Below are 20296 nucleotides of genomic sequence, written 5' to 3'. Positions count from 1 at the left end.
CTCGATAACGGAACACAAACGATGTCAGACCATGCCGGCATCCCGCCTCGTGATCACTCCGGCATCGGGCATTCGCTCGCCGGTCACTTGCGCAAGCGAGTCGCGCATGCCGTGACGCATCTGACGACGGGCAGCGGCGGCCCATCGCTCGACTATTCGTCACCGCCCGGCGATCCGGGCCTCTTCGGTCCCGACGCCGTTTGCTGGCAGGTCCATTCCGATTTCACGGCCATGATGGTCGGCGGCATCAGCGCCCTCATGCTGCAAGCGCTCCATCCGCTTGCGCTCGCGGGTGTTTGGGATCATTCGACGTTCCGCACCGACATGCTCGGCCGATTGCGCCGCACCGCGACGTTCATCTCGGGCACGACCTACGGCAACCGCCACGACGCGCTCGCGCTAATCGAGCGCGTGAAGCGCATCCACGCAGCCGTGAAGGGAACCGCGCCCGATGGCCGCCCCTATCGCGCCGATGACCCTGCTCTGCTGACATGGGTCCATGTCGCGGAGGTCTCGAGCTTTCTCGCCGCGCATCTGCGCTATGTCACCCCGAGGCTCAGCCCTGTCGCGCAGGACCGCTACTACGCTGAAATGGCGTGCATCGCGCAATCGCTCGGCGCAACCGACGTCCCTTGCTCTCGCCATGAGATCGCGGCCTATCTCGCGGCGATGCAGCCCGAGCTCGAAGCTGGACCACGCGTCTTGGAGGTCGTGAGAATACTGCGCCATGCCGCGCCCGGCAGCGCGCTCATGAAGCCGGCCGGGGCTCTGATGTTCGGCGCCGCCGTCGATCTGCTGCCCGACTGGGCGCAACGCCTCATCGGCTTCTCCGCGCTCGCGCGCTTGCAAGGAAGACTGTCGCGGCCCGGCGTGCGCACCGTCGCCCCCGTTATTCGCTGGGCGCTCGTCAACGGCGTATCGAAGCGCGCACGTCGCCGCGTTGCGGCGAGCCAAGGCTGAGAGGCTTTTCAGCGAGAGGCGGCGCTTGCAGGGCTAAGCCCGTCGTCCTCGCTTTCGCCGTGGAGATGTTCGACATCGGCCCACGCCACGATCGACGCGCGGCCCGCTTCGTCGAAGTCGACCGTATTGATGCTGGCATTGAGGAGCGGATAGTCGCGTGGCGCTTCGAGCGACAACCCGCGCGCATGGCGATAGATGCAGTCGAGCACGCCGCCGTGCGTCACGCAGGCAATATGGCCGCCCGGATGCGCGGCGACGATCGAGGCCACCGCATGCAGCACGCGGTGAAAGAACCCGCGCGACGACTCGCCCCCGTCGGGCGCAAACCCGGGATCACGCGTTTGCCAGACCGCGTAGGCATCGGGAAAGCGTGCCGCAATCTCGCCGCTGTCATGTCCCTGGAAGACACCGTATGCGCGCTCGCGCAACCCCGTGCATAACTGTAGCGGAAGCCCCAGCGCGCTTGCCGTCGGCTGAGCCGTTTGCTGCGCGCGCTGCAGGTCGCTCGAATAAATGGCGTCGAGCACCGAGCGCGGCGGCTGCGCTTCGATTGCACCCACTGAACGAGCTTCGCACGCTGACTGCGACGGCCGCGCCGGCTGCCGGCCATTCATTCGCGATGCAAGCCGCGCGGCCAATCGCTCGGCTTGCGCCAATCCGCTCGCCGCGAGCGGAATGTCGATATGCCCCTGTATCCGCTTGACGCGATTCCAGGTCGTTTCGCCGTGACGAATGAAAAGCACGCGAGTCGTCATTGCGTAGGGACCTCTTTCTTTCGTCAGCCGCGCGTTTGCAGCCAAAAGGTGACGGGACCGTCGTTGATTAGCGAGACCTGCATTTCGGCGCCGAACTCGCCCGTTTCGACGATCGGATGCCGCGCACGCGCCGCCGCGACGAAGCAATCGAAAAGACGCCGCCCTTCATCGGGCGGCGCAGCCGGCGTGAAGCTCGGCCGCAATCCGCTGTCCGTATCGGCGGCGAGCGTGAACTGCGAAACGAGCAACAGCCCGCCCGCGCGACCCTCGCCGTCGATGTTCGTGACGGGCAAATTCATCTTGCCGGCCGCGTCGCTGAAGACACGATAGCCGAGCAGCTTCGCCACGAGCTTGTCCGCGAGCGCCTCGGTGTCACCGCGCTCCGCGCAAATGAGCGCCAGGAGCCCGGCGCCGATCTGGCCTGTCACGCGCTCGCCCACGCGCACCTCGGCGCGCGCGACACGCTGAATCAACGCGATCATCGCCGCGCCGCCGTTACGCCGAAAGCGTGACGCGCGCGAAGCGGCGCTTGCCGACCTGCACGACGTATTCGCCGGCTTCGACTTTGAGCCCCTTGTCGGAGATCGTCACGCCGTCAATCTTGACGCCATTCTGCTCGATGTTGCGCAGCGCCTCGCTCGTCGACGGGACGAGGCCCGCCTGCTTGAGCAGTTGACCAATGCCGAGCGGCGCCCCGGTGAGCGCGACCGACGGAATATCGTCGGGTACGCCGCCCTTCGCGCGATAGTCGAATTCCTCGAGCGCGCGTTCGGCATCGGCCTGCGAATGAAAGCGCGCGACGATTTCCTTCGCGAGCATGACCTTGAAGTCGCGCGGATTGCGCCCTTGCCCGGCTTCGCGCTTAAAGCGCGCGATCTCGTCGAGGCTGCGGAACGAGAGCAGCTCGTAATAGCGCCACATGAGATCGTCCGAGATGCTCATCAGCTTGCCGAACATGTCGCCGGGCTTTTCGCTGATCCCGACGTAGTTGTTCTTCGATTTCGACATCTTCTCGACGCCGTCGAGCCCTTCGAGCAGCGGCATCGTCAGGATGCATTGCTGCTCCTGTCCGTACTGCTTCTGGAGCTCGCGTCCGACGAGCAGGTTGAACTTCTGGTCCGTGCCGCCGAGCTCGAGATCCGCATTGAGCGCAACGGAGTCGTACCCTTGCATCAGCGGGTAGAGGAATTCATGGATCGAGATCGGAACGCCGCCTTGAAATCGCTTCGTAAAATCTTCGCGCTCGAGGATGCGCGCGACGGTGTAGCGGGAGGCGAGCTTGATCATGCCGTCCGCGCCGAGCGGCATCGACCATTCGCTGTTGTAGCGAATCTCCGTCTTCTCCCGGTCGAGCACGAGCGACGCCTGCTCGAAGTAGGTCTTCGCGTTCGATTCGATCTGCTCGCGCGTGAGCGGCGGGCGCGTCGCATTGCGACCGGACGGATCGCCGATCAGCGAAGTGAAATCGCCGATCAGGAAAATCACGGTGTGACCCAGGTCCTGGAGCTGCCGCATCTTGTTCAGCACGACCGTGTGGCCGATATGGATGTCGGGCGCCGTCGGATCGAGCCCGAGCTTGATCCGCAGCGGCTTGCCCGTCGCGGCGCTCCTCGCGAGCTTGCCGGCGAACTCCTCTTCGATCAGCAGTTCATCGGCGCCGCGCTTCGCGACGGCGAGCGCGTGGCGAACCTCGTCCGTGATCGGGTACGTCGGCGCGGGTTTGGCAGTGGACTCGGTGCTCATCTCTGGAATTCTTGAAACGGGGATGGTGCAAAAGCCTCGATTGTCCCATATTCTCGCCGCGCTTCCGGCGCATCGCTCGCTTAACCGGGTCCCCGCTTGCGCGGATAATGGTGGACTGCGGAACAAATTATGAGGAGCCCAGCGTGCCACGTAACACGCCCCCCACTTCGGACGGCATCTATTTCGGGCTGATGTCGGGCACGAGTCTCGACGGCGTAGACGGCATCGCGGTCGAATTCGCCGCCGGCAAGCCGCCTCTCGTGCTCGCCGATGCCTTCGTCAGCTTCGCCGACGGTCTGCGCGGCGCCCTGCTCGCGTTGCAGCAGCCGGGCGAGAACGAGATCGAGCGCGAGGCGCTCGCTTCGTCGGCGCTTGCGTCGCGCTACGCGGTCTGCTGCCACGAACTGCTGCGCTCGGCCAACGTGGGGCCCACCCGTGTGCGGGCGATCGGCGTGCATGGGCAGACCGTCCGTCACCGCCCGGAAAAGGGCTATACGCGCCAGATCAATAATCCGGCGCTGCTCGCCGAAATGACGCATATCGACGTCGTCGCCGACTTCCGCAGCCGCGACGTCGCCGCCGGCGGCCAGGGCGCGCCGCTCGTTCCAGCGTTCCACGCGCAAATCTTCGGGTCTGACGACGAAACCCGCGTCGTCTGCAATCTCGGCGGTATCAGCAACATCACGATCTTGCCCGCCGCCGTCGACGCGAGCGTGGGCGCGTCCGTGCGCGGCTTCGATTGCGGCCCCGCCAACGTGCTGCTCGACGAATGGGCGTTCCGGCATATCGGCATGCCTTACGACGAGGGCGGGCGCTTCGGCGCGAGCGGCACCGTGCATCAGCCGCTGCTCAATGCGTTGCTCGACGAGCCGTTTTTCGAGCAGGCGCCGCCGAAGAGCACCGGCCGCGACCTCTTCAACGCCGCGTGGCTCGACGCCAAGCTCGCCGCCTTCAGCGATGCCGAGCTGAAGCCAGCCGACGTTCAGGCGACGCTCGCGGCGCTTACGGGCGTCACCATCGCGCGCGAGATCGAGCGGCATGCGTCCGATTGCCGCGCCGTCTACGTGTGCGGCGGCGGTGCGCGCAATCCTCAGCTGTTGAAGGCGATCGACGCGGCGCTCGCCAGGAGCGGCGTCAATGGCGTACCCGTCAGGACGACCGATGCGCTGGGCGTGCCGCCCCATCACGTGGAATCGCTCGCATTCGCCTGGCTGGCTATGCGGTGCGTGGAACGCACGCCCGGCAATCTGCCCGCTGTCACGGGCGCTGCCGGTGAGCGAATTCTGGGCGCTATCTATCCGCGCTGAAGCGCAACGGCACCCGGCCGCTCGAAGCGGCCAGACATGGCAAACGGGGCCGGAGCCCCGTTAAAGTGCCGCGACAGCGAGCGCTGCGGCGGCCCAACAACGATTGTCGACGCTGGCGCCGACTCAGACCGAGAACGACGATCCGCAGCCGCAGGTGGTCGACGCGTTCGGGTTCTTGATGACGAATTGCGCGCCGTTGAGGTCGTCCTTGTAGTCGATCTCGGCGCCGACGAGGTATTGATAGCTCATCGAATCGATCAACAACTGCACGCCGCCTTTCACCATGACGGTGTCGTCTTCGTTGATCGTTTCATCGAACGTGAAACCGTACTGAAAACCCGAGCAGCCGCCACCCTGCACGAAAACGCGCAGTTTGAGGTCGGGATTGCCCTCTTCGTCGATCAGTTGTTTCACCTTGTCAGCCGCCGCGTCCGTGAAGACGAACGGGGCCGGCATTTCGGTCACGGGGGTATCGGTGACGGCGTTCATTCGAACTCTCCAAAAAAGCTTCTAGCGCCATTGTAAGTCGCTTAGGAATATCGTGCTGAAAGCCTTGAATGCAATAGGTGCATGTGGGTGCATGTGCGCCACGCAACGAAAAGAGCCGCCGACACCCGTGGCTCGGGCATCGGCGGCTCTTCGTGCCGCCTCTCGCAACGCCATTCCGCTCTCGCGGTGCGTGCGCAGCGCGGTGCTTAACGCTTCGAGAACTGCTTGCGACGACGTGCCTTGTGGAAACCGACCTTCTTCCGCTCGACCTCACGTGCATCGCGCGTCACGAAGCCGGCGCTCGACAGCGCCGGCTTCAGCGTGGCGTCGTAATCCATCAGCGCACGCGTGATGCCGTGACGAACGGCGCCCGCCTGACCCGTCTCGCCGCCACCCGTGACGTTGACCTTGATGTCGAACGTCGTGGCGTGGTTCGTGAGCTCGAGCGGCTGACGCACGATCATCAGCGACGTTTCGCGCGAGAAGTAGTCGGCGATGGGCTTGCCGTTGACGACGATCTCGCCCTTGCCCGCCTTGATGAACACACGGGCGACAGCGCTCTTGCGACGGCCCGTGCCATAGTTCCAGTTACCGATCATGTGGGCTCCCCTTAGATCTCGAGCGCTTTCGGCTGCTGAGCCGTATGCGGATGCGTGGCTTCGGCGTAGACCTTCAGCTTCTTGATCATCGCGTAGCCGAGCGGCCCCTTAGGCAGCATGCCCTTCACGGCCTTCTCGAGCGCGCGGCCCGGGAAACGCTCCTGCATCTTGCCGAACGTCGTTTCGTAGATGCCGCCCGGGTAGCCCGAATGGCGGTAGTACTTCTTGTCCGTCGTCTTGTTGCCGGTAACCTTGAGCTTGCCGGCATTGATGACGATGATGAAATCACCCGTATCGACGTGCGGGGTGAACTCAGGCTTGTGCTTGCCGCGAAGACGGCGTGCCACTTCGCTGGCGACACGGCCGAGAACCTTATCCGTCGCGTCAATCACGTACCATTCGCGCGTCACCTCATGGGCTTTGGCGGAAAATGTCTTCATGATCGATCCCAAAAATTGCCCTGCCCTTCATGTTGTTCCTGCTTGTTCGCGGCGCTGACGGTACCCGGCCCTCGTCGTCTCTCGACTTCGTCGGGCCGCTCCGGCGCGCTGCCGGCCGCTGGATCGTTTTCGGTGCCGAAAACCCCCAAAGGCTCTTGCTGCAGGCTCTCCCTGTTCTTCTTCCGCGGGCATGGATGCGGAAAAGCCCTGAATTATAAAGGAATTCGTCGAGCAGAGTCAAAAAAAAGCCCGAACTCTCGGTTCGGGCTTAATCCACCTAAGGAGGAGGGTGGAGGAGACATGCGGAGGTTGCCAGCATCGACAACCAATGCAGTGTATTGTACAGACGCGTTGGCGAACGCGCAAGAAAATTTGCATCGCGAAATCGCAACCCACAATGTGGAATAAGGATAGGCGCGATCGCGGAAAGGGGCTCGACTCGACCGGACGTCGGGCGGGGCTCGCTGCACTGCAGCGAAGGCCCGGCAGCGCGGTAGAATGGCGTTTGAACTGATCAACCGCGCGGGAGCTTCGACATGGAATGCAAAGTGAGCTGGATGGGGCCTGACGGCATGGCGTTCGCCGCCGAAACCGGCAGTGGCCATCTCGCCATGATGGATGGAGCGCCCGAAGGCGGTGGCCGCAATCTTGCGCCGCGGCCGATGGAGATGGTGCTGCTCGGCACCGGCGGCTGTACCGCGTACGACGTCGTGATGATCCTCAAGAAAAGCCGGCAGGAGATCGCGGGCTGCTCCGTCACGTTGAAGGCAGAGCGCGCGAGCGAGGATCCGAAGGTGTTCACGAAGATCCACTTCCATTTCACCGTCACAGGCAAGAACCTGAATCCTGCAACGGTCGAGCGCGCCATCAACCTCTCGCACGACAAGTACTGCTCGGCTTCGATCATGCTCGCGAAGACGGCCGAGCTTTCGCATTCGTTCGATATCGTCGAGAACTGAAGCGCGCGTCATCAAGAAAAAAGCCGGCGCCGAGAACGACGCCGGCCCTTCCATGATCGGCAAAGCGGGCCGGTAAGCCGGATTCTGTGCACGCGCAACGCCGCAATGGGCGCCGCGCGCGTGGCAGCCATTCCTCTAGGCGCGCCATTGCTGACGCGCTCGAGCTTCCTACCCGCAGGCGCGACGGGGGCCCCGCCCTGCATCCGAAGATGCGTGCCTGCCTACTTGGAATTGCTCCGGGTGGAGGTTGCCGTGCCGGACTGCGTCGCCGCAGCCGCGGTGCGCTCTTACCGCACCGTTTCACCCTTGCCTGATCCCGGCTTGCGCCGGGCCATCGGCGGTCTGCTTTCTGTTGCCCTGTTCCGCGTGTCGCCACGGATGGCCGTTAGCCATCACCCTGCCCTGTGGAGTCCGGACTTTCCTCGCCCTCCCACCGTCAGGGCCGAAGCCCGACATCAGGAGGCCGCGACTGCCTGGCCTGCTTTGCAAATGCAAGTATAGCAACAGCCACGCACGTGCATGCTCACGGGCGCTGGCGCTACAGCGCCCGCCTCTTCCGGAAGGGCGCCGTCCCGTCAACGAAGCGGCGTTCGCAACTCGGCCGCCCCGACTCGGCGGCCCCTTCGAAACACGCGCTCGTCGTCGTAAAAAGCAGAATCGCGGTTGGCCGGCCACCAGCCCGGAATGCCGAGAACAGGCAGCGGAGCAAACAGGCGGCTCGTCAGCGGTGCCGCGGCAAGCGTCGCGGCGACCGTCTCGTCAAGCCATGTCGTTTGCCGTGTCGCGGACCAGTCGAAGAATTCGGGCGGCGCCTCGACGATCCAGGCGTGCCCGGTGCAGGCCTTGTAGGGGTTGATCAGTTTTTCGAGCAACGCGTGCCCGAACGGCCGAACCAGACAACGCCGCCCCCAGGCGGCGCGCTCGGTGACGAAAAGACGCCGCCAGTCGAATTCGACGAGCGCGCGGCTCAGGGCCGGATCGCACGCGACGAAAACGACGGCGTTTTCGTCGAAGAGCGTCAGCGCATCGCGCTCGGCTCCCCGTGCGCCGCCGATCCCGTCGCGCGCGATGGCCCGCGCCTGTCGGGCGTTGAGGACGGCCTTCACGCGCGGATAGCTGAACCAGACCAGGGCGTTGAAAAAATCGTGCAAATTCTCGCGGGTCGGCACACCGCCCGTCGCCGCGATGTGCGCCTCGTAGGCGGTACCGGCGGGCAGCTCCGCCTGCGCGATAAACGTCAGCGGCGCGCCGCGGCCCGTTGTCTGCGCGCTCGCGCGCGCATCGCGCCGCAGTTCGCCGAGGTAATCGTCGGGGTGCTCGAGTGCCACGCGTTGCCAGCGCTTGCCACGCTCGGCAAAAGGCGAGAACCAGGCCGTGGACCAGTCGATGCGATGGAAGTCGACGAATCCCGCGCTCACGTTCGTATCGGCCGGCTAAACGATCAGGACGATCAAGCGAGCCGCCAGCCGATTTCTTCCCCGCCGCGCAGCGGTACGACCGAGGACTCACCGGCCTCGATCGCAGCCGGCAGCGTCCACGGCTCGCGCACGAGCGTCACCTTCTCGGTGCTGCGCGGCAGGCCGTAGAAGTCCGCGCCAAAAAAGCTCGCGAAGCCTTCGAGCTTGTCGAGCGCGCCGGCCTGGTCGAACGCTTCCGCATAGAGCTCGAGCGCATGGAGCGCGGTGTAGCAGCCTGCGCAGCCGCATGCATGCTCCTTCAGCCCCTTCGGATGCGGTGCGCTGTCCGTGCCGAGGAAGAAGCGCGGATCGCCCGAGGTAGCCGCCGCGACGAGCGCCACACGATGCGTCTCGCGCTTCAGCACCGGCAGGCAATAGTAGTGCGGCCGAATGCCGCCCTGGAAGATCGCGTTGCGGTTATAGAGCAGATGATGGGCCGTGATCGTCGCGCCGAGCCGCCCCGGCGGCGCGCCGGCGTCGCGAACATAGTCGGCCGCGTCTTTCGTCGTGATGTGCTCGAACACGACTTTGAGCGCCGGGAAATCGCGCCGCAGCGGCTCCATGACGCGATCGATGAAGACTTTCTCGCGATCGAACAGATCGACGGACGGGTCCGTCACTTCGCCGTGAATCAGCAACGGCATGCCCGCTTCCTGCATCGCCTCCAGCGTCTTCGCGCAGTGGCGAAGATCGGTGACGCCGGCGTCCGAATTCGTCGTCGCCCCGGCCGGATATAGCTTCACCCCGTGCACGAAGCCGCTGTCTCGCGCGCGCCGGATCTCGTCGGGCGCGGTGTTGTCCGTCAGGTAAAGCGTCATCAAGGGCTCGAAGGGCATGCCCGCGGGCAACGCGGCCAGGATCCGCTCGCGGTAGGCGCGCGCCGCCTCGGTCGTCGTGACGGGCGGCTTCAGGTTGGGCATGACGATCGCGCGGCCGAACTGGCGCGCCGTATGCGGCAGGACGGCCGCGAGCATCGCACCGTCGCGCAAATGAAGATGCCAGTCGTCGGGACGCGCAAGCGTGAGCATCGACGGGCGGCCGCCGCTTGCAGCGGCGGTCTGGGACGAAGGGGAAACGGTCATGGCGACGATCGAAGAAGAGAGAACCGGCTTCTCGCGCCGAAGCCCGGCAGCGAAGCGACGCGCGGTTTATGCAAAAAATGCCGGGACGGGTCGTGGAAAAACCGCAACGCCCATCGGGCCGTGCATGCTGATTTCGCTTTTTTCGGTCAGCGGCTCGGTATATGCTTCAAAAAACATATTGTAGCGGGTTCGGCGAAGGGTTAGCCCCGTCGCGGCCCGCCCCCCTCAGCACCATGTGCCAACTCCTCGGAATGAACTGCGCCGCGCCGACGGACGTCACGTTCTCCTTCACCGGCTTCGCGGCGCGGGGCGGCGTCACCGATCACCACGCCGACGGATGGGGCATCGCCTTCTTCGAAGACAAAGCCTGCAGGCTCTTCATCGATCATCAATCGTCGGCCACCTCGCCGATCGCCGAGATGGTCAAGCGCTATCCGATCAAGTCGAAGAACACGATCGCGCACATTCGCAAGGCGACGCAAGGTCACATCCTGCTCGAGAACTGCCATCCGTTCATGCGCGAACTGTGGGGGCGGCACTGGATCTTCGCCCACAACGGCGACCTGAAGGACTACCGGCCGACGCTCTCGGGCATTTGCCAGCCGGTCGGCACCACCGATAGCGAGCTCGCGTTCTGCGCGATCATGCAAGGCCTGCGGAAGGCGTTCCCTTGCGCGCAGCCGCCGCTGCACGATCTTTTCGCGGCGGTCGCCGAACTCACGCGCGACGTCACGAATTACGGCGTCTTCAACTTCCTCATGTCGAACGGGCAGGCGCTCTTCGCGCATTGCTCGACGCATTTGCACTATCTTGTGCGACGCTGGCCGTTCTCGACCGCGCATCTGATCGACGCGGACATGTCGATCGACTTCGCGCAGTACACGACGCCTGAAGATCGAGTGGCCGTCATCGCGACGCAGCCGCTCACCGACGACGAGGTCTGGATGGCCTTCGAGCCCGGCGATCTGCTGATGTTCCAGAACGGCGACGTCGCCGCGCGCACGCATATCCCGGTGCCCGCGCACGTGCTCGAGAAGGCGCGCAACCCGGCCTGCGACGAAACCGCTTCCGCCTCGATGCGCAACGCAAAGGCGGATGCAACCGGAGATCTTGCCGCCGAAGCGGATGACGTCGCTGCCTACGAATCGTGATTCGGCCTACGCCGGAAACCAGTACGATTAGACGTCAGTGCAGGATCTTCGCGAGGAAGTCTTTCGCGCGATCCGATTTTGGATTGGCGAAGAACGCATCTTTCTGATCATCCTCCACGATGACGCCGCGGTCCATGAAGATCACGCGGTGCGCGACTTTCTTCGCGAAGCCCATCTCGTGCGTGACGACCATCATCGTCATGCCTTCCTTCGCGAGTTCGACCATCACGTCGAGCACTTCGTTGATCATCTCCGGATCGAGCGCTGAAGTCGGCTCGTCGAACAGCATCGCGACCGGATCCATCGACAGGGCCCGCGCAATGGCGACGCGCTGCTGCTGGCCGCCCGAAAGCTGGCCCGGGTACTTGTCGGCGTGAGCGCGCAAGCCGACGCGATCGAGCAGCTTCATCCCCTTGGTCGTCGCCTCGTCCTTCGACCGGCCGAGCACTTTCTGCTGCGCGAGCGTCAGGTTCTCGGTGATCGTCAGATGCGGAAAGAGCTCGAAGTGCTGAAACACCATCCCGACCTTCGCACGCAGCTTCGACAGGTTCGTGCTCCTGTCCTTCAGCGACTGTCCGTTGACGACGATATCGCCCTGCTGAAACGGCTCCAGGCCGTTCACGGTCTTGATGAGCGTCGACTTTCCCGAGCCGGACGGTCCGCAGACGACGACGACTTCGCCTTTGTTGACCTCTGTCGTGCAATCCGTCAGCACCTGGAACTGCCCATACCACTTCGATACGTTCTTGAGTGAAATCATCTTGCAACCTTTTTCCGAAGCCCTTTGACCACGCCGGAGGCAACCGCGCACACGACAAAATAGCAGGCGCCCGCAAACAGTATCATCTCGACCATGGTGCCGTCCCGATCGCCGATATTCGTGGCCGTGCGAAAGAAATCCGCGAGGCTGATCACATAGACGAGCGACGTGTCCTGAAACAGCACGATGGCTTGCGTCAACAGCAGCGGAACCATCGCGCGAAACGCCTGCGGCAGGATGATGTAGCGCATCGATTGCCAGTACGTCATGCCGAGGGCGAACGATGCGTTGACCTGCCCGCGCGATACCGACTGAATCCCCGCGCGAATGATCTCCGAGTAATAGGCCGCCTCGAAGAGCGAAAAAGCGACCATCGCCGAGGCCAGGCGAATGTCGATGTTCGGCGACAGCCCGAGCACGTTCTGTAGCAGTTGCGGCACGATCAGGAAGAACCACAACAGCACCATGACGAGCGGGATCGAACGGAAGGTCGTGACATAGCCCTGCGCGAACCACGCGAGCGGACCAACGCCGGAAAGACGCATCAGCGCGAGCATCGTCCCCCAGACGATGCCCACGACGATCGCGATGACCGTGATTTCGAGCGTGACGACAGCACCCGACGCGAGCGCCGGCAGTGCGCCGGGGATACTCGTCCAATCGAATTGGTGCATCACTTGCCTCCGATATAGCCGGGCAGACGCGTTTTGCTCTCGACCCAGCGCATGAACGCCATCACGACGAGATTGATGATCAGGTAGGCAACCGTCACGGCGATGAACGATTCGTAGGCCTGCGCCGTATAGTCGACGAGTTGCCGTGCCTGCGCGGAGAGTTCGAGCAGGCCGATCGTCGAGGCGACGGCCGAGTTCTTGAAGATGTTGAGAAACTCGGACGTGAGCGGCGGCACGATGATGCGGTAGGCAACGGGCAGCAGCACGTGCCGATAGGTCTGCCACTGCGTGAAGCCGAGCGCGAGGCCGGCGGCGCGCTGTCCGCGCGGCAATGCCTCGATGCCCGAGCGCACTTGCTCGCAAACGCGCGCGGCCGTGAAGAGGCCGAGGCAGACCACCGACGACGTGAAGAACTGCACGCCGGGCGGCGATTGCTTGAACGCGGTCCCGATCGATACCGGGAGCAGTTCCGGCACGACGAAGTACCAGACGAAGAACTGCACGATGAGCGGAATGTTGCGGAACACCGAGACATAGACGGTGCCGATACCGGTCAGAATGCGGCTCGGCGTCGTGCGCAGCACGCCGAAGAACGATCCGACGATGAGCGCGATCACCCACGCGCAAAGCGAGACCGATACCGTCATCCACATGCCCGAAAGCAGCCAGCCCAGGTATGTCGTGGGCTCGCCGGTGGAGACGGGCTGCAGCAGGACCGCCCAATTCCAGTGATACGACATGTCAGAGACTCCAACGAAAAGAACGGAAGAAGCGCTGCGCTCCTTCCGTCCGATTCAATCTTTCAATAACGTAGCGAGAAACCCGCCGACGACGCCGGCGCTCAGTCGATCGCCTTGTCGTTCGGGTTCTTGAAGAGGGCCTTCATGTCGTCGCTTTCGGGGAATTTGAGGTTGAGCCCCTTCGGCGGAATCGGCGATTCGAACCACTTCTTGTACAACTGATCGGCCTCGCCCGACGTCTCCACCTTTGCTATCGCATCGTCGACAACCTTCTTGAACTCGGTATCGCCCTTGCGCATCATGCAGCCGTACGCCTCGCGCGACTGCGGCGTGCCGACGATCACGAAATCGTCAGGCGTTCTCGATTTCGCGCGCTCGCCCGCGAGCAATGCGTCATCCATCATGAACGCGACTGCGCGCCCCGTCTCGAGCGTATGGAACGACTCGCCGTGATCTTTCGCGCTGATGATGTTCATCCCCATGTTCTTGTCCTGATTCATCTTGCGCAAGAGACGCTCGGATGTCGTGCCGGCCGTCGTGACGACGGTCTTGCCTTTCAGGTCGGGGAAATCCTTGATGCCCGAGTCTTTCTTCGTCATCAGCCGCGTGCCGATCACGAAGATGGTGTCGGAGAAGTCCGCTTGCTGCTGACGCTCGGCATTGTTCGTCGTCGATCCGCATTCGATGTCGACCGTGCCGTTCTGCACGAGCGGAATGCGATTTTGCGAGGTGACGGGAATGTTCTTCACCTGCAGGTTCGGCATATTGAGCTTCTTCTTCACCGCGTCGACGATCTTCATTTGGAAGTCGCGCGAGTAGCCGATCACCTGCTGCTTCTCGTCGTAGTACGAAAACGGAATCGAGGATTCGCGATGCCCGAGCGCGATGACGCCCGTATCCTTGATCTTCTTCAACGTGCCCGAATCCTGCGCGAACGCGCTGCCCGCCATCACGGCACCGGCGCATAGCGCAACCAGCATGCTCATCTTGAACTTCATTTGCGATCTCCTTCTTTAACCTTCGCAAAGCCCCGCGCCAGTGTAGCGCAAAGTAATGCTGTTGAAAGCATCGAGTTCACTCGCGATGTGCGCCCGCAAACGGAAAGCGGGCGGCATGGTCGATGCCGCCCGCACCCGGCGCCCGGCGCACCGTGTTATGCACGATGCTCGAGCGCCATCACGAGGATTGTTTTATCGAAGCGACGCCCGCAGCACGGGCGCGTCGACTCGCGCAAACGAGGCTCAGGGGTAGAGCCCGCGCATCTCGCGCGCCATCAGGATGCGTTTGCAGGCAACGATGAACGCGGCCGTGCGCATGGAGACGTCGTTGTCGCCCGCCACCTGCCAGACGGCGTTGAACGCTTCGCGCATCACGCGCTCCAGGCGCTGATTGATCTCGTCTTCGGTCCAGAAGAAGCTCGAGAAGTCCTGCACCCATTCGAAGTATGAGACCGTCACGCCGCCGGCGTTCGCGACCACATCGGGCACGACGAGCACACCGTTGTCGTGCAGGATGTCGTCGGCCGCCGTCGTCGTCGGGCCGTTCGCGCCTTCGACGATGATCTTCGTCTTGATCTTCGAGGCGTTCTTCTCGGTGATCTGGTTTTCGAGCGCGGCCGGAATCAGGATGTCGCTTTCGATCGTCCAGAATTCGTCGTTGCCAAGCGGGTCCGCGCCGGCGAAGCCGCCGACACCGCCCGTCTTCGCGACATGGTCGAGCAGTGCCGCCGTATCGATGCCGCTCGACCGGCAGATCGAGCCCGTGTGGTCCTGCACCGCGATCACTTTCGCGCCGGCTTCCTGGAAGAGCCGTGCGGCGATGCCGCCGACGTTGCCGAAGCCCTGAACGGCGACACGCGCACCTTCGATCTCGAGTCCCTTGCGGCGGGCCGCCTCCGTGCCGACGACGAACACGCCTCGGCCCGTGGCCTCGCGACGCCCGAGCGAGCCGCCGAGCGAGATCGGCTTGCCCGTCACGACGCCCGTAGCCGTCTGGCCCTGGTTCATCGAATACGTGTCCATCATCCACGCCATGATCTGTTCGTTCGTGTTGACGTCGGGCGCGGGGATGTCGGTGTTCGGTCCGATGATGATGCCGATCTCGCTCGTGTAACGGCGCGTCACGCGCTCGAGCTCACCGCGCGAGAGCTTGCGCGGATCGACGCGAATGCCGCCCTTGGCACCGCCGTACGGCACGTTCACGGCTGCGTTCTTGACTGACATCCAGGCCGAGAGCGCCATCACTTCCGAGAGCGTCACGTCCTGGTGGTAGCGCACGCCGCCCTTGCCGGGGCCGCGCGAGACGTTGTGCTGCACGCGATATCCCTCGAAATGAGCGACTGTGCCGTCGTCGAGCTCGATGGGCACGTCGACGATGAGGATCCGCTTCGGGCGCTTCAACGTCTCGATCCAGCGCGAGGCCGAACCGAGATAAGGAGCGACGCGATCGACCTGGCGCAGATAGTTGCCCCAGGGACCGAGATCGTCGGCATGCAGGTAGGAGGGAATCGATTGCGCCAACGGCGCGGACGACAATTGCGAAGACATGGACACTCCAGCGGTCAGAGAATGTGCGCCATTGTGGGAAAAGCGGTTTTTGAAATCCAATGCCGATTGGTCATCCTCTTATGCAAAATTTGCATGACACGGCTTTTCAGCCAATCTCATCGGTCTCGCTCTTTCCGTTCATGCCGAGCTCGTCGGCGACAACCTGCCATAGACGCTGCACGAGCCGCTGACGTCGATCGTCGGCGGCGGCGGCAAGCTTGTCGCGATAGAGGCGAATCTCCATCGTCAGCGTGAAACGGTCCGCGGCCGTGCCGCGCGTCGGGCGATCGAGCCGGATCAGCGCGCCTGCCGCGACCGCGTCCTCCACCGCGCTGTGCGGCAGAAACGCGACGCCGTGGCCCGCGAGCGCCATCGCCTTGAGCGCCTCGGCCATGTCGGTTTCATAGACGCGGTCGAGGTAGAGCCGCTCCGGCGCTTTCGCGATGATGACTTCGGTCATCCGGCCCAGGTACGCATTCGGCGTGTACGAGAGATACGGAACCGGCGCATCGGCCGTGCCCGGCAGTTGAAAGCGCGGGCGCCCCGCGCGCGACGGCGCCGAGAACGGGCTGATCGGCTCGAAGCCGAGCGTGAGCATGTCGTAGTGACCCGGATCGAGCGCGACCGGATGGCTCGGATGGTGATAGCCCATCACGAGATCGCACCCGCCCTCGACGAGCGAAAGCACGGCGTCGTGAACGTTGAGCGCCCGCAGCCGCGTATGAATGGGCCCCATCTGTGCCTCGATTCGCTGCAGCCATTTTGGGAAATAGGTGAGCGAAAGCGTGTGGGGGACGGCGAATTCGATCGTCGTGGCCGGCGCGCCGATATGGCCGCGCAACAACACCCGCGCCTCGTGCACTTGCGAGAGCATCGCGAGCGCCTGCTCGTAGAAGACTTCCCCGGCATTGGTCAAGCGCGTCGGATAGACCGAGCGATCGATGAGCTCGGTGCCGAGCCACGCTTCGAGTGCCTGGATTCGCCGTGAAAAAGCGGGTTGAGTCACATGCCGAAGCTCGGCGGAGCGGCTGAAGCTGCGCGTTTCCGCGAGCGAGACGAAATCTTCCAGCCACTTCAGTTCCATGTCCGGTCTCGCCTACCCGTGTCCATCATGTTCGAGTCTCCTCGGAGAAGGTCGGACGCCATTGTCGCGCATGCCGCCTTCCGACGCCTCGGGGACGCGCATCGAACTTCCGCAACGCACCATTACCGAGCGCGCGGAGCACGCGCGCAGTGCCGCCCGCGCACCGCTGGTGCGCAAGTCGAACGAAGGCCGTTCCCGCCCCTCGTTGCCGCCGTTCGCCCGAGATCGAAACGGCCATCCCCGACAAGCAGCCTGCAATGCTGGATTCGGCTTTCATCTGACTGACACCCGCGCCGCCAAAAGCAACAACCGATGGCCGGGAAGCCCCGTGCGCCGGACGATGGCATGGCCCTTGCGTTTCGATGCGGCCGCGCTGCATTGCAAAAAGACAAAGTGCGCGTTTCACCTTCGATCACCCGACGTGAGGATGTCATGAAGAACCTGCAACACGCGCTACGGAGCGGCAACTGGCGTTCGCTTCTCGCCTGCTTTCTCTATTTCGATACGGGCTTCACCGTCTGGGTCCTCTACGGCCCGCTTGCGCCGTTCATCGGCAAGGACGTGGCGATGTCGGCGGCGCAGCAAGGCTTCCTCGTCGCGGTGCCCGTGCTCGCGGCCGCTATTCTGCGCGTCGCGCTCGGCAATCTCTATCAGTCGGCCGATGGCCGGCGCGTCGCGTTGATCGGCGTGCTGCTGTCGGCGCTGCCGACCATCATCCTGCCATTCTGGCCCGCGACGCCGTCGTACTCGCTGCTGCTCGTGCTCGGCGTCTTTCTCGGGGTCGGCGGCGCGAGCTTCGCCGTGGCGCTGCCGATGGCGGGCAGCAGCTATCCGCCGAAGGTGCAGGGCCTCGTGCTGGGGCTTGCCGCGGCCGGCAACATCGGCGCCGTGCTCGACGGCTTCCTCTTTCCGCATGTCGCCGCCGCGCTCGGCTGGCAATTCGCGACCGCTGCGGCACTGCCGCTTCTGGCGATCGCCGGCCTCGCCCTCTTTGCCTGGGCCGACGATCGCGCCGAAAAGTCAGGGAGCCTGCCGCGCGCGGCGGCGAGCTTCGCGGCGGTGCTCGCCGGGCTCGTGGCACTGGTGCTCGCGGTCAAGGCCGGCGTCTTCGGCTCGGGCAAAACCGGCGTACTGCTCTTGCCCGTGTTCGGCGCGGCCGGCGCCATCGCGCTTTTGCCCGCCCGCTATCGGGCTGTCCTCGCCGAGCGCGACACCTGGGTCATGATGCTCATCTACAGCATCACCTTCGGTGGGTTCGTCGGGATGTCCTCGTATGTCACGCTGCTGCTCACGAACCTCTATCAGATGCCGAAGCTCGAAGCCGGCCTCTTCATGTCGCTGCTCGCGTTTCTCGGCGCGATCGTGCGCCCGATGGGCGGCTATGTCGCCGACCGTGTCACGGGCGTGCGTGCGCTGATGCTGCTGCTCGCCGTCATCTCCATCGCCGATTTCGCGTTCGCCGCGTGGATGCCCCCGCTCGGCGGCGGCATCGCGCTGCTCGTGCTCCTCTACATCGCATTCGGGCTCGGCAACGGCTCGACGTTCCAGCTCGTGCCGCATCGCTGGAAAGGCAAGACGGGTTTGCTTTCGGGCGTCGTCGGGGCGGCGGGCGGCATTGGCGGCTTCTACCTTCCCGTCGTAATGGGCATCGCGAAGGAAAGCACGGGCAGCTACCAGATGGGCTTCGCGACCTTCGGCGCGCTCGCGGCATGCGCTTGCGGCATCCTCGTCGCGCTGCGCGGGCAGTGGCTCGTCTGGGCCGCGCCGGCCGCCATCGCGGCCAATGCGTCGATGCCTGCGAGCGCCAGCATCGGTCAAACTGCTTCGGCAGGGAAGTGACACGCGAGCGAGCGCCGCGGCGCTCTCGCCGCGACAAGGAATGTCCGGTCTGACGGCTGGCGCCGCTCGCTTAGCTGGGCGCGGCCAGCCTGGGCGGCTGGCGACCCGAAGGTGGTAAAATTCGCGGTTCCCTTCCGCTTCCGAACGGGCGCATTCGGGCGCCCGACCGCCTCATCATGTCCGATACCCGCGCCGATACCCTTTTCACGCTCACCGCCCTCTCCCCGCTCGACGGCCGCTACGCGGCCAAAACCGAAGCACTGCGCGACTGGCTTTCCGAAGCCGCGTTCATGCGTCATCGCGTGACGGTCGAAGTTCATTGGCTCATCGCGCTCTCGCAGGCCGGCTTCGCCGAGGTCCCAAGGTTCTCCGGGGAATGCGAACGGTTTTTGCTCGAGCTCGTCGAGCGCTTTTCCGCCCATGACGCCGCGCGCATCAAGGAAATCGAGCGCGTGACGAACCACGACGTGAAGGCCGTCGAGTACTGGCTCAAGGAATCGGTGAAGGGCCAGCCCGAGCTCGAGCGCGCGAGCGAATTCATCCATTTCGCCTGCACGTCCGAGGACATCAACAATACTTCGCACGGTCTCATGCTGGCCGGCGCGCGCGAGCATGTCATCCTGCCCGCGCTGCGCTCCGTCCATGCGCGGCTCGTCGCGCTCGCGCGCACGCACGCCGAGCAGCCGATGCTCTCGCGCACGCATGGCCAGCCGGCGAGCCCGACGACGCTAGGCAAGGAAATCGCCAACGTCGCCGCGCGCCTTGCGCGCGCGATCGAGCGCATCGCCGCCGTGCAAATTCTCGGCAAGATGAACGGCGCCGTCGGCAACTACAACGCCCATCTGTCCGCCTACCCCGACTTCGATTGGGAGGCGTTCTCGCGCAACGTCGTCGAAAATCGCCTGAAGCTGGCGTTCAACCCCTACACGATTCAGATCGAGCCGCACGATTACATGGCGGAGCTCTTCGATGCCGTCGCGCGGGCGAACACGATCCTGCTCGATCTGGACCGCGACGTCTGGGGCTACATCTCGCTCGGGTATTTCAAGCAGAAGACGAAAGCTGGCGAGATCGGCTCGTCGACGATGCCGCACAAGGTCAACCCGATCGATTTCGAGAACTCCGAAGGCAACCTCGGGCTCGCGAACGCGACGCTGCGCCATCTCGCCGACAAGCTCCCCGTCTCGCGCTGGCAGCGCGACCTCACCGATTCGACGGTCCTGCGCAACATGGGCGTAGCGCTCGGCTACTCGCTGCTCGCCTACGACGCGCTGATCCGCGGCCTCGACAAGCTCGAGGTCAACCCGCAGCGTCTCGACGAGGATCTCGACGGATGTTGGGAGGTACTCGCCGAGCCCGTGCAAACGGTCATGCGGCGCTATGGCATCGAAAACCCTTACGAGCAGCTGAAGGAGCTCACGCGCGGCAAGGGGATTACGCGCGAAGCCCTGTGGCAGTTCATCACGGCGCTTGCGATTCCCGACGATGCGAAGGCGCGCCTGCTGGCGATGACGCCCGGGTCCTACATCGGAAAGGCCGTCGAGCTCGCCAAGCGAATCGGCTGACGGCCCTGGCTCAGCCCGCTGTGGCTTGGCGGGCAGATCCGAGCGACTCGGCTTACAATGCCTTCGCGGCTGGAGGGAGCAAAAAGCCGCTATTCACCGCGTCCGAAGAAGAACCTGGCTTCAATGCCGATCCTCGTTCGACGACA

General features: G+C 64.2%; 21 protein-coding genes and 1 other RNA gene. 7 read left to right on the top strand and 15 right to left on the bottom strand.

The features are described 5' to 3' along the window. Positions 1–21 precede the first annotated feature (21 nt). Entirely contained in the window at positions 22–960 is a 939-nt protein-coding gene (locus B0G57_RS19845) for an oxygenase MpaB family protein (RefSeq protein WP_018439936.1), read from the top strand. Between the two features lie 8 nt (positions 961–968). Here B0G57_RS19845 and B0G57_RS19840 read toward each other — a convergent pair whose 3' ends face one another. From B0G57_RS19840 to tyrS, 3 genes are read right to left on the bottom strand one after another with little or no spacing between them, the layout of a single operon-like run. Continuing rightward, positions 969–1715, bottom strand: a complete 747-nt coding sequence (locus B0G57_RS19840) for a histidine phosphatase family protein (RefSeq protein ID WP_018439935.1) — start codon at positions 1713–1715, stop codon at positions 969–971. Between the two features lie 23 nt (positions 1716–1738). Continuing rightward, positions 1739–2197, bottom strand: a complete 459-nt coding sequence (gene dtd, locus B0G57_RS19835; protein WP_018439934.1) for a D-aminoacyl-tRNA deacylase — start codon at positions 2195–2197, stop codon at positions 1739–1741. Between the two features lie 13 nt (positions 2198–2210). Further along, entirely contained in the window at positions 2211–3458 is a 1248-nt protein-coding gene (gene tyrS / locus B0G57_RS19830) for a tyrosine--tRNA ligase (RefSeq protein WP_018439933.1), read from the bottom strand. A gap of 107 nt (positions 3459–3565) precedes the next feature. Between tyrS and B0G57_RS19825 the strand changes: the two genes are divergently transcribed. Further along, positions 3566–4765, top strand: coding sequence for an anhydro-N-acetylmuramic acid kinase (locus tag B0G57_RS19825; protein ID WP_018439932.1), 1200 nt, complete (start codon positions 3566–3568; stop codon positions 4763–4765). A gap of 123 nt (positions 4766–4888) precedes the next feature. On the opposite strand, the gene erpA is transcribed toward B0G57_RS19825, so the two are convergent. The 3 genes from erpA to rplM all read right to left on the bottom strand — a co-directional run bounded on the left by erpA (position 4889) and on the right by rplM (position 6293). After that, the gene (gene erpA / locus B0G57_RS19820; RefSeq protein ID WP_018439931.1) at positions 4889–5254 is read right to left on the bottom strand and encodes an iron-sulfur cluster insertion protein ErpA; all 366 of its coding nucleotides are present in this window, start codon (positions 5252–5254) and stop codon (positions 4889–4891) included. Positions 5255–5460: 206 nt separating this feature from the next. Further along, positions 5461–5853, bottom strand: coding sequence for a 30S ribosomal protein S9 (rpsI, locus tag B0G57_RS19815; protein WP_018439930.1), 393 nt, complete (start codon positions 5851–5853; stop codon positions 5461–5463). 11 nt (positions 5854–5864) lie between these two features. Continuing rightward, on the bottom strand, positions 5865–6293 hold the full coding sequence (gene rplM / locus B0G57_RS19810; protein WP_020566108.1) for a 50S ribosomal protein L13: 429 nt from the start codon (positions 6291–6293) through the stop codon (positions 5865–5867). A 536-nt stretch (positions 6294–6829) separates the two neighbouring features. On the opposite strand from rplM, the gene B0G57_RS19800 reads away from it, so the two are divergent. Continuing rightward, positions 6830–7252 (top strand): OsmC family protein, encoded by a 423-nt coding sequence (locus B0G57_RS19800; RefSeq protein ID WP_018439928.1) that lies wholly within the window; start codon positions 6830–6832, stop codon positions 7250–7252. 57 nt (positions 7253–7309) lie between these two features. Here B0G57_RS19800 and rnpB read toward each other — a convergent pair. The 3 genes from rnpB to pyrC all read right to left on the bottom strand — a co-directional run bounded on the left by rnpB (position 7310) and on the right by pyrC (position 9791). Next, positions 7310–7737, bottom strand: an RNA gene (gene rnpB, locus B0G57_RS19795) — RNase P RNA component class A. A gap of 90 nt (positions 7738–7827) precedes the next feature. Beyond that, the gene (locus B0G57_RS19790) at positions 7828–8670 is read right to left on the bottom strand and encodes a DUF3025 domain-containing protein (RefSeq protein WP_018439927.1); all 843 of its coding nucleotides are present in this window, start codon (positions 8668–8670) and stop codon (positions 7828–7830) included. 32 nt (positions 8671–8702) lie between these two features. Then, positions 8703–9791, bottom strand: a complete 1089-nt coding sequence (pyrC, locus tag B0G57_RS19785) for a dihydroorotase (RefSeq protein ID WP_018439926.1) — start codon at positions 9789–9791, stop codon at positions 8703–8705. Between pyrC and B0G57_RS19780 the strand changes: the two genes are divergently transcribed. Both B0G57_RS19780 and B0G57_RS19775 read left to right on the top strand, forming a co-directional pair. After that, positions 9790–9975 carry a hypothetical protein gene (locus tag B0G57_RS19780; RefSeq protein WP_104489596.1) on the top strand — a complete coding sequence of 62 codons (186 nt, stop codon included), beginning with the start codon at positions 9790–9792 and terminating at the stop codon, positions 9973–9975. The two genes, pyrC and B0G57_RS19780, sit on opposite strands and share 2 nt — an antisense overlap. 49 nt (positions 9976–10024) lie before the next feature. Beyond that, positions 10025–10942 (top strand): class II glutamine amidotransferase, encoded by a 918-nt coding sequence (locus tag B0G57_RS19775; RefSeq protein ID WP_018439924.1) that lies wholly within the window; start codon positions 10025–10027, stop codon positions 10940–10942. Positions 10943–10976: 34 nt separating this feature from the next. Here B0G57_RS19775 and B0G57_RS19770 read toward each other — a convergent pair whose 3' ends face one another. The 6 genes from B0G57_RS19770 to B0G57_RS19745 all read right to left on the bottom strand — a co-directional run bounded on the left by B0G57_RS19770 (position 10977) and on the right by B0G57_RS19745 (position 16746). Then, on the bottom strand, positions 10977–11702 hold the full coding sequence (locus tag B0G57_RS19770; RefSeq protein WP_018439923.1) for an amino acid ABC transporter ATP-binding protein: 726 nt from the start codon (positions 11700–11702) through the stop codon (positions 10977–10979). Continuing rightward, entirely contained in the window at positions 11699–12376 is a 678-nt protein-coding gene (gene gltK, locus B0G57_RS19765; protein ID WP_018439922.1) for a glutamate/aspartate ABC transporter permease GltK, read from the bottom strand. Before gltK ends, B0G57_RS19770 begins: the two co-directional genes overlap by 4 nt. Then, the gene (locus B0G57_RS19760; protein ID WP_018439921.1) at positions 12376–13116 is read right to left on the bottom strand and encodes an amino acid ABC transporter permease; all 741 of its coding nucleotides are present in this window, start codon (positions 13114–13116) and stop codon (positions 12376–12378) included. Before B0G57_RS19760 ends, gltK begins: the two co-directional genes overlap by 1 nt. A gap of 101 nt (positions 13117–13217) precedes the next feature. Next, positions 13218–14114 (bottom strand): glutamate/aspartate ABC transporter substrate-binding protein, encoded by an 897-nt coding sequence (locus B0G57_RS19755; protein ID WP_018439920.1) that lies wholly within the window; start codon positions 14112–14114, stop codon positions 13218–13220. Between the two features lie 243 nt (positions 14115–14357). Beyond that, the gene (locus B0G57_RS19750; RefSeq protein ID WP_020566103.1) at positions 14358–15662 is read right to left on the bottom strand and encodes a Glu/Leu/Phe/Val family dehydrogenase; all 1305 of its coding nucleotides are present in this window, start codon (positions 15660–15662) and stop codon (positions 14358–14360) included. 106 nt (positions 15663–15768) lie between these two features. After that, positions 15769–16746 (bottom strand): LysR family transcriptional regulator, encoded by a 978-nt coding sequence (locus tag B0G57_RS19745; RefSeq protein ID WP_018439918.1) that lies wholly within the window; start codon positions 16744–16746, stop codon positions 15769–15771. Positions 16747–17178: 432 nt separating this feature from the next. On the opposite strand from B0G57_RS19745, the gene B0G57_RS19735 reads away from it, so the two are divergent. After that, positions 17179–18585, top strand: a complete 1407-nt coding sequence (locus tag B0G57_RS19735) for an MFS transporter (protein WP_018439916.1) — start codon at positions 17179–17181, stop codon at positions 18583–18585. Between the two features lie 176 nt (positions 18586–18761). Then, on the top strand, positions 18762–20150 hold the full coding sequence (purB, locus tag B0G57_RS19730) for an adenylosuccinate lyase (protein ID WP_018439915.1): 1389 nt from the start codon (positions 18762–18764) through the stop codon (positions 20148–20150). Positions 20151–20296 lie beyond the last annotated feature (146 nt).

Source organism: Trinickia symbiotica (assembly GCF_002934455.1).
GTDB classification, from domain to species: Bacteria; Pseudomonadota; Gammaproteobacteria; order Burkholderiales; family Burkholderiaceae; genus Trinickia; species Trinickia symbiotica.
This window is presented reverse-complemented; position numbering and strand designations above follow the sequence as displayed.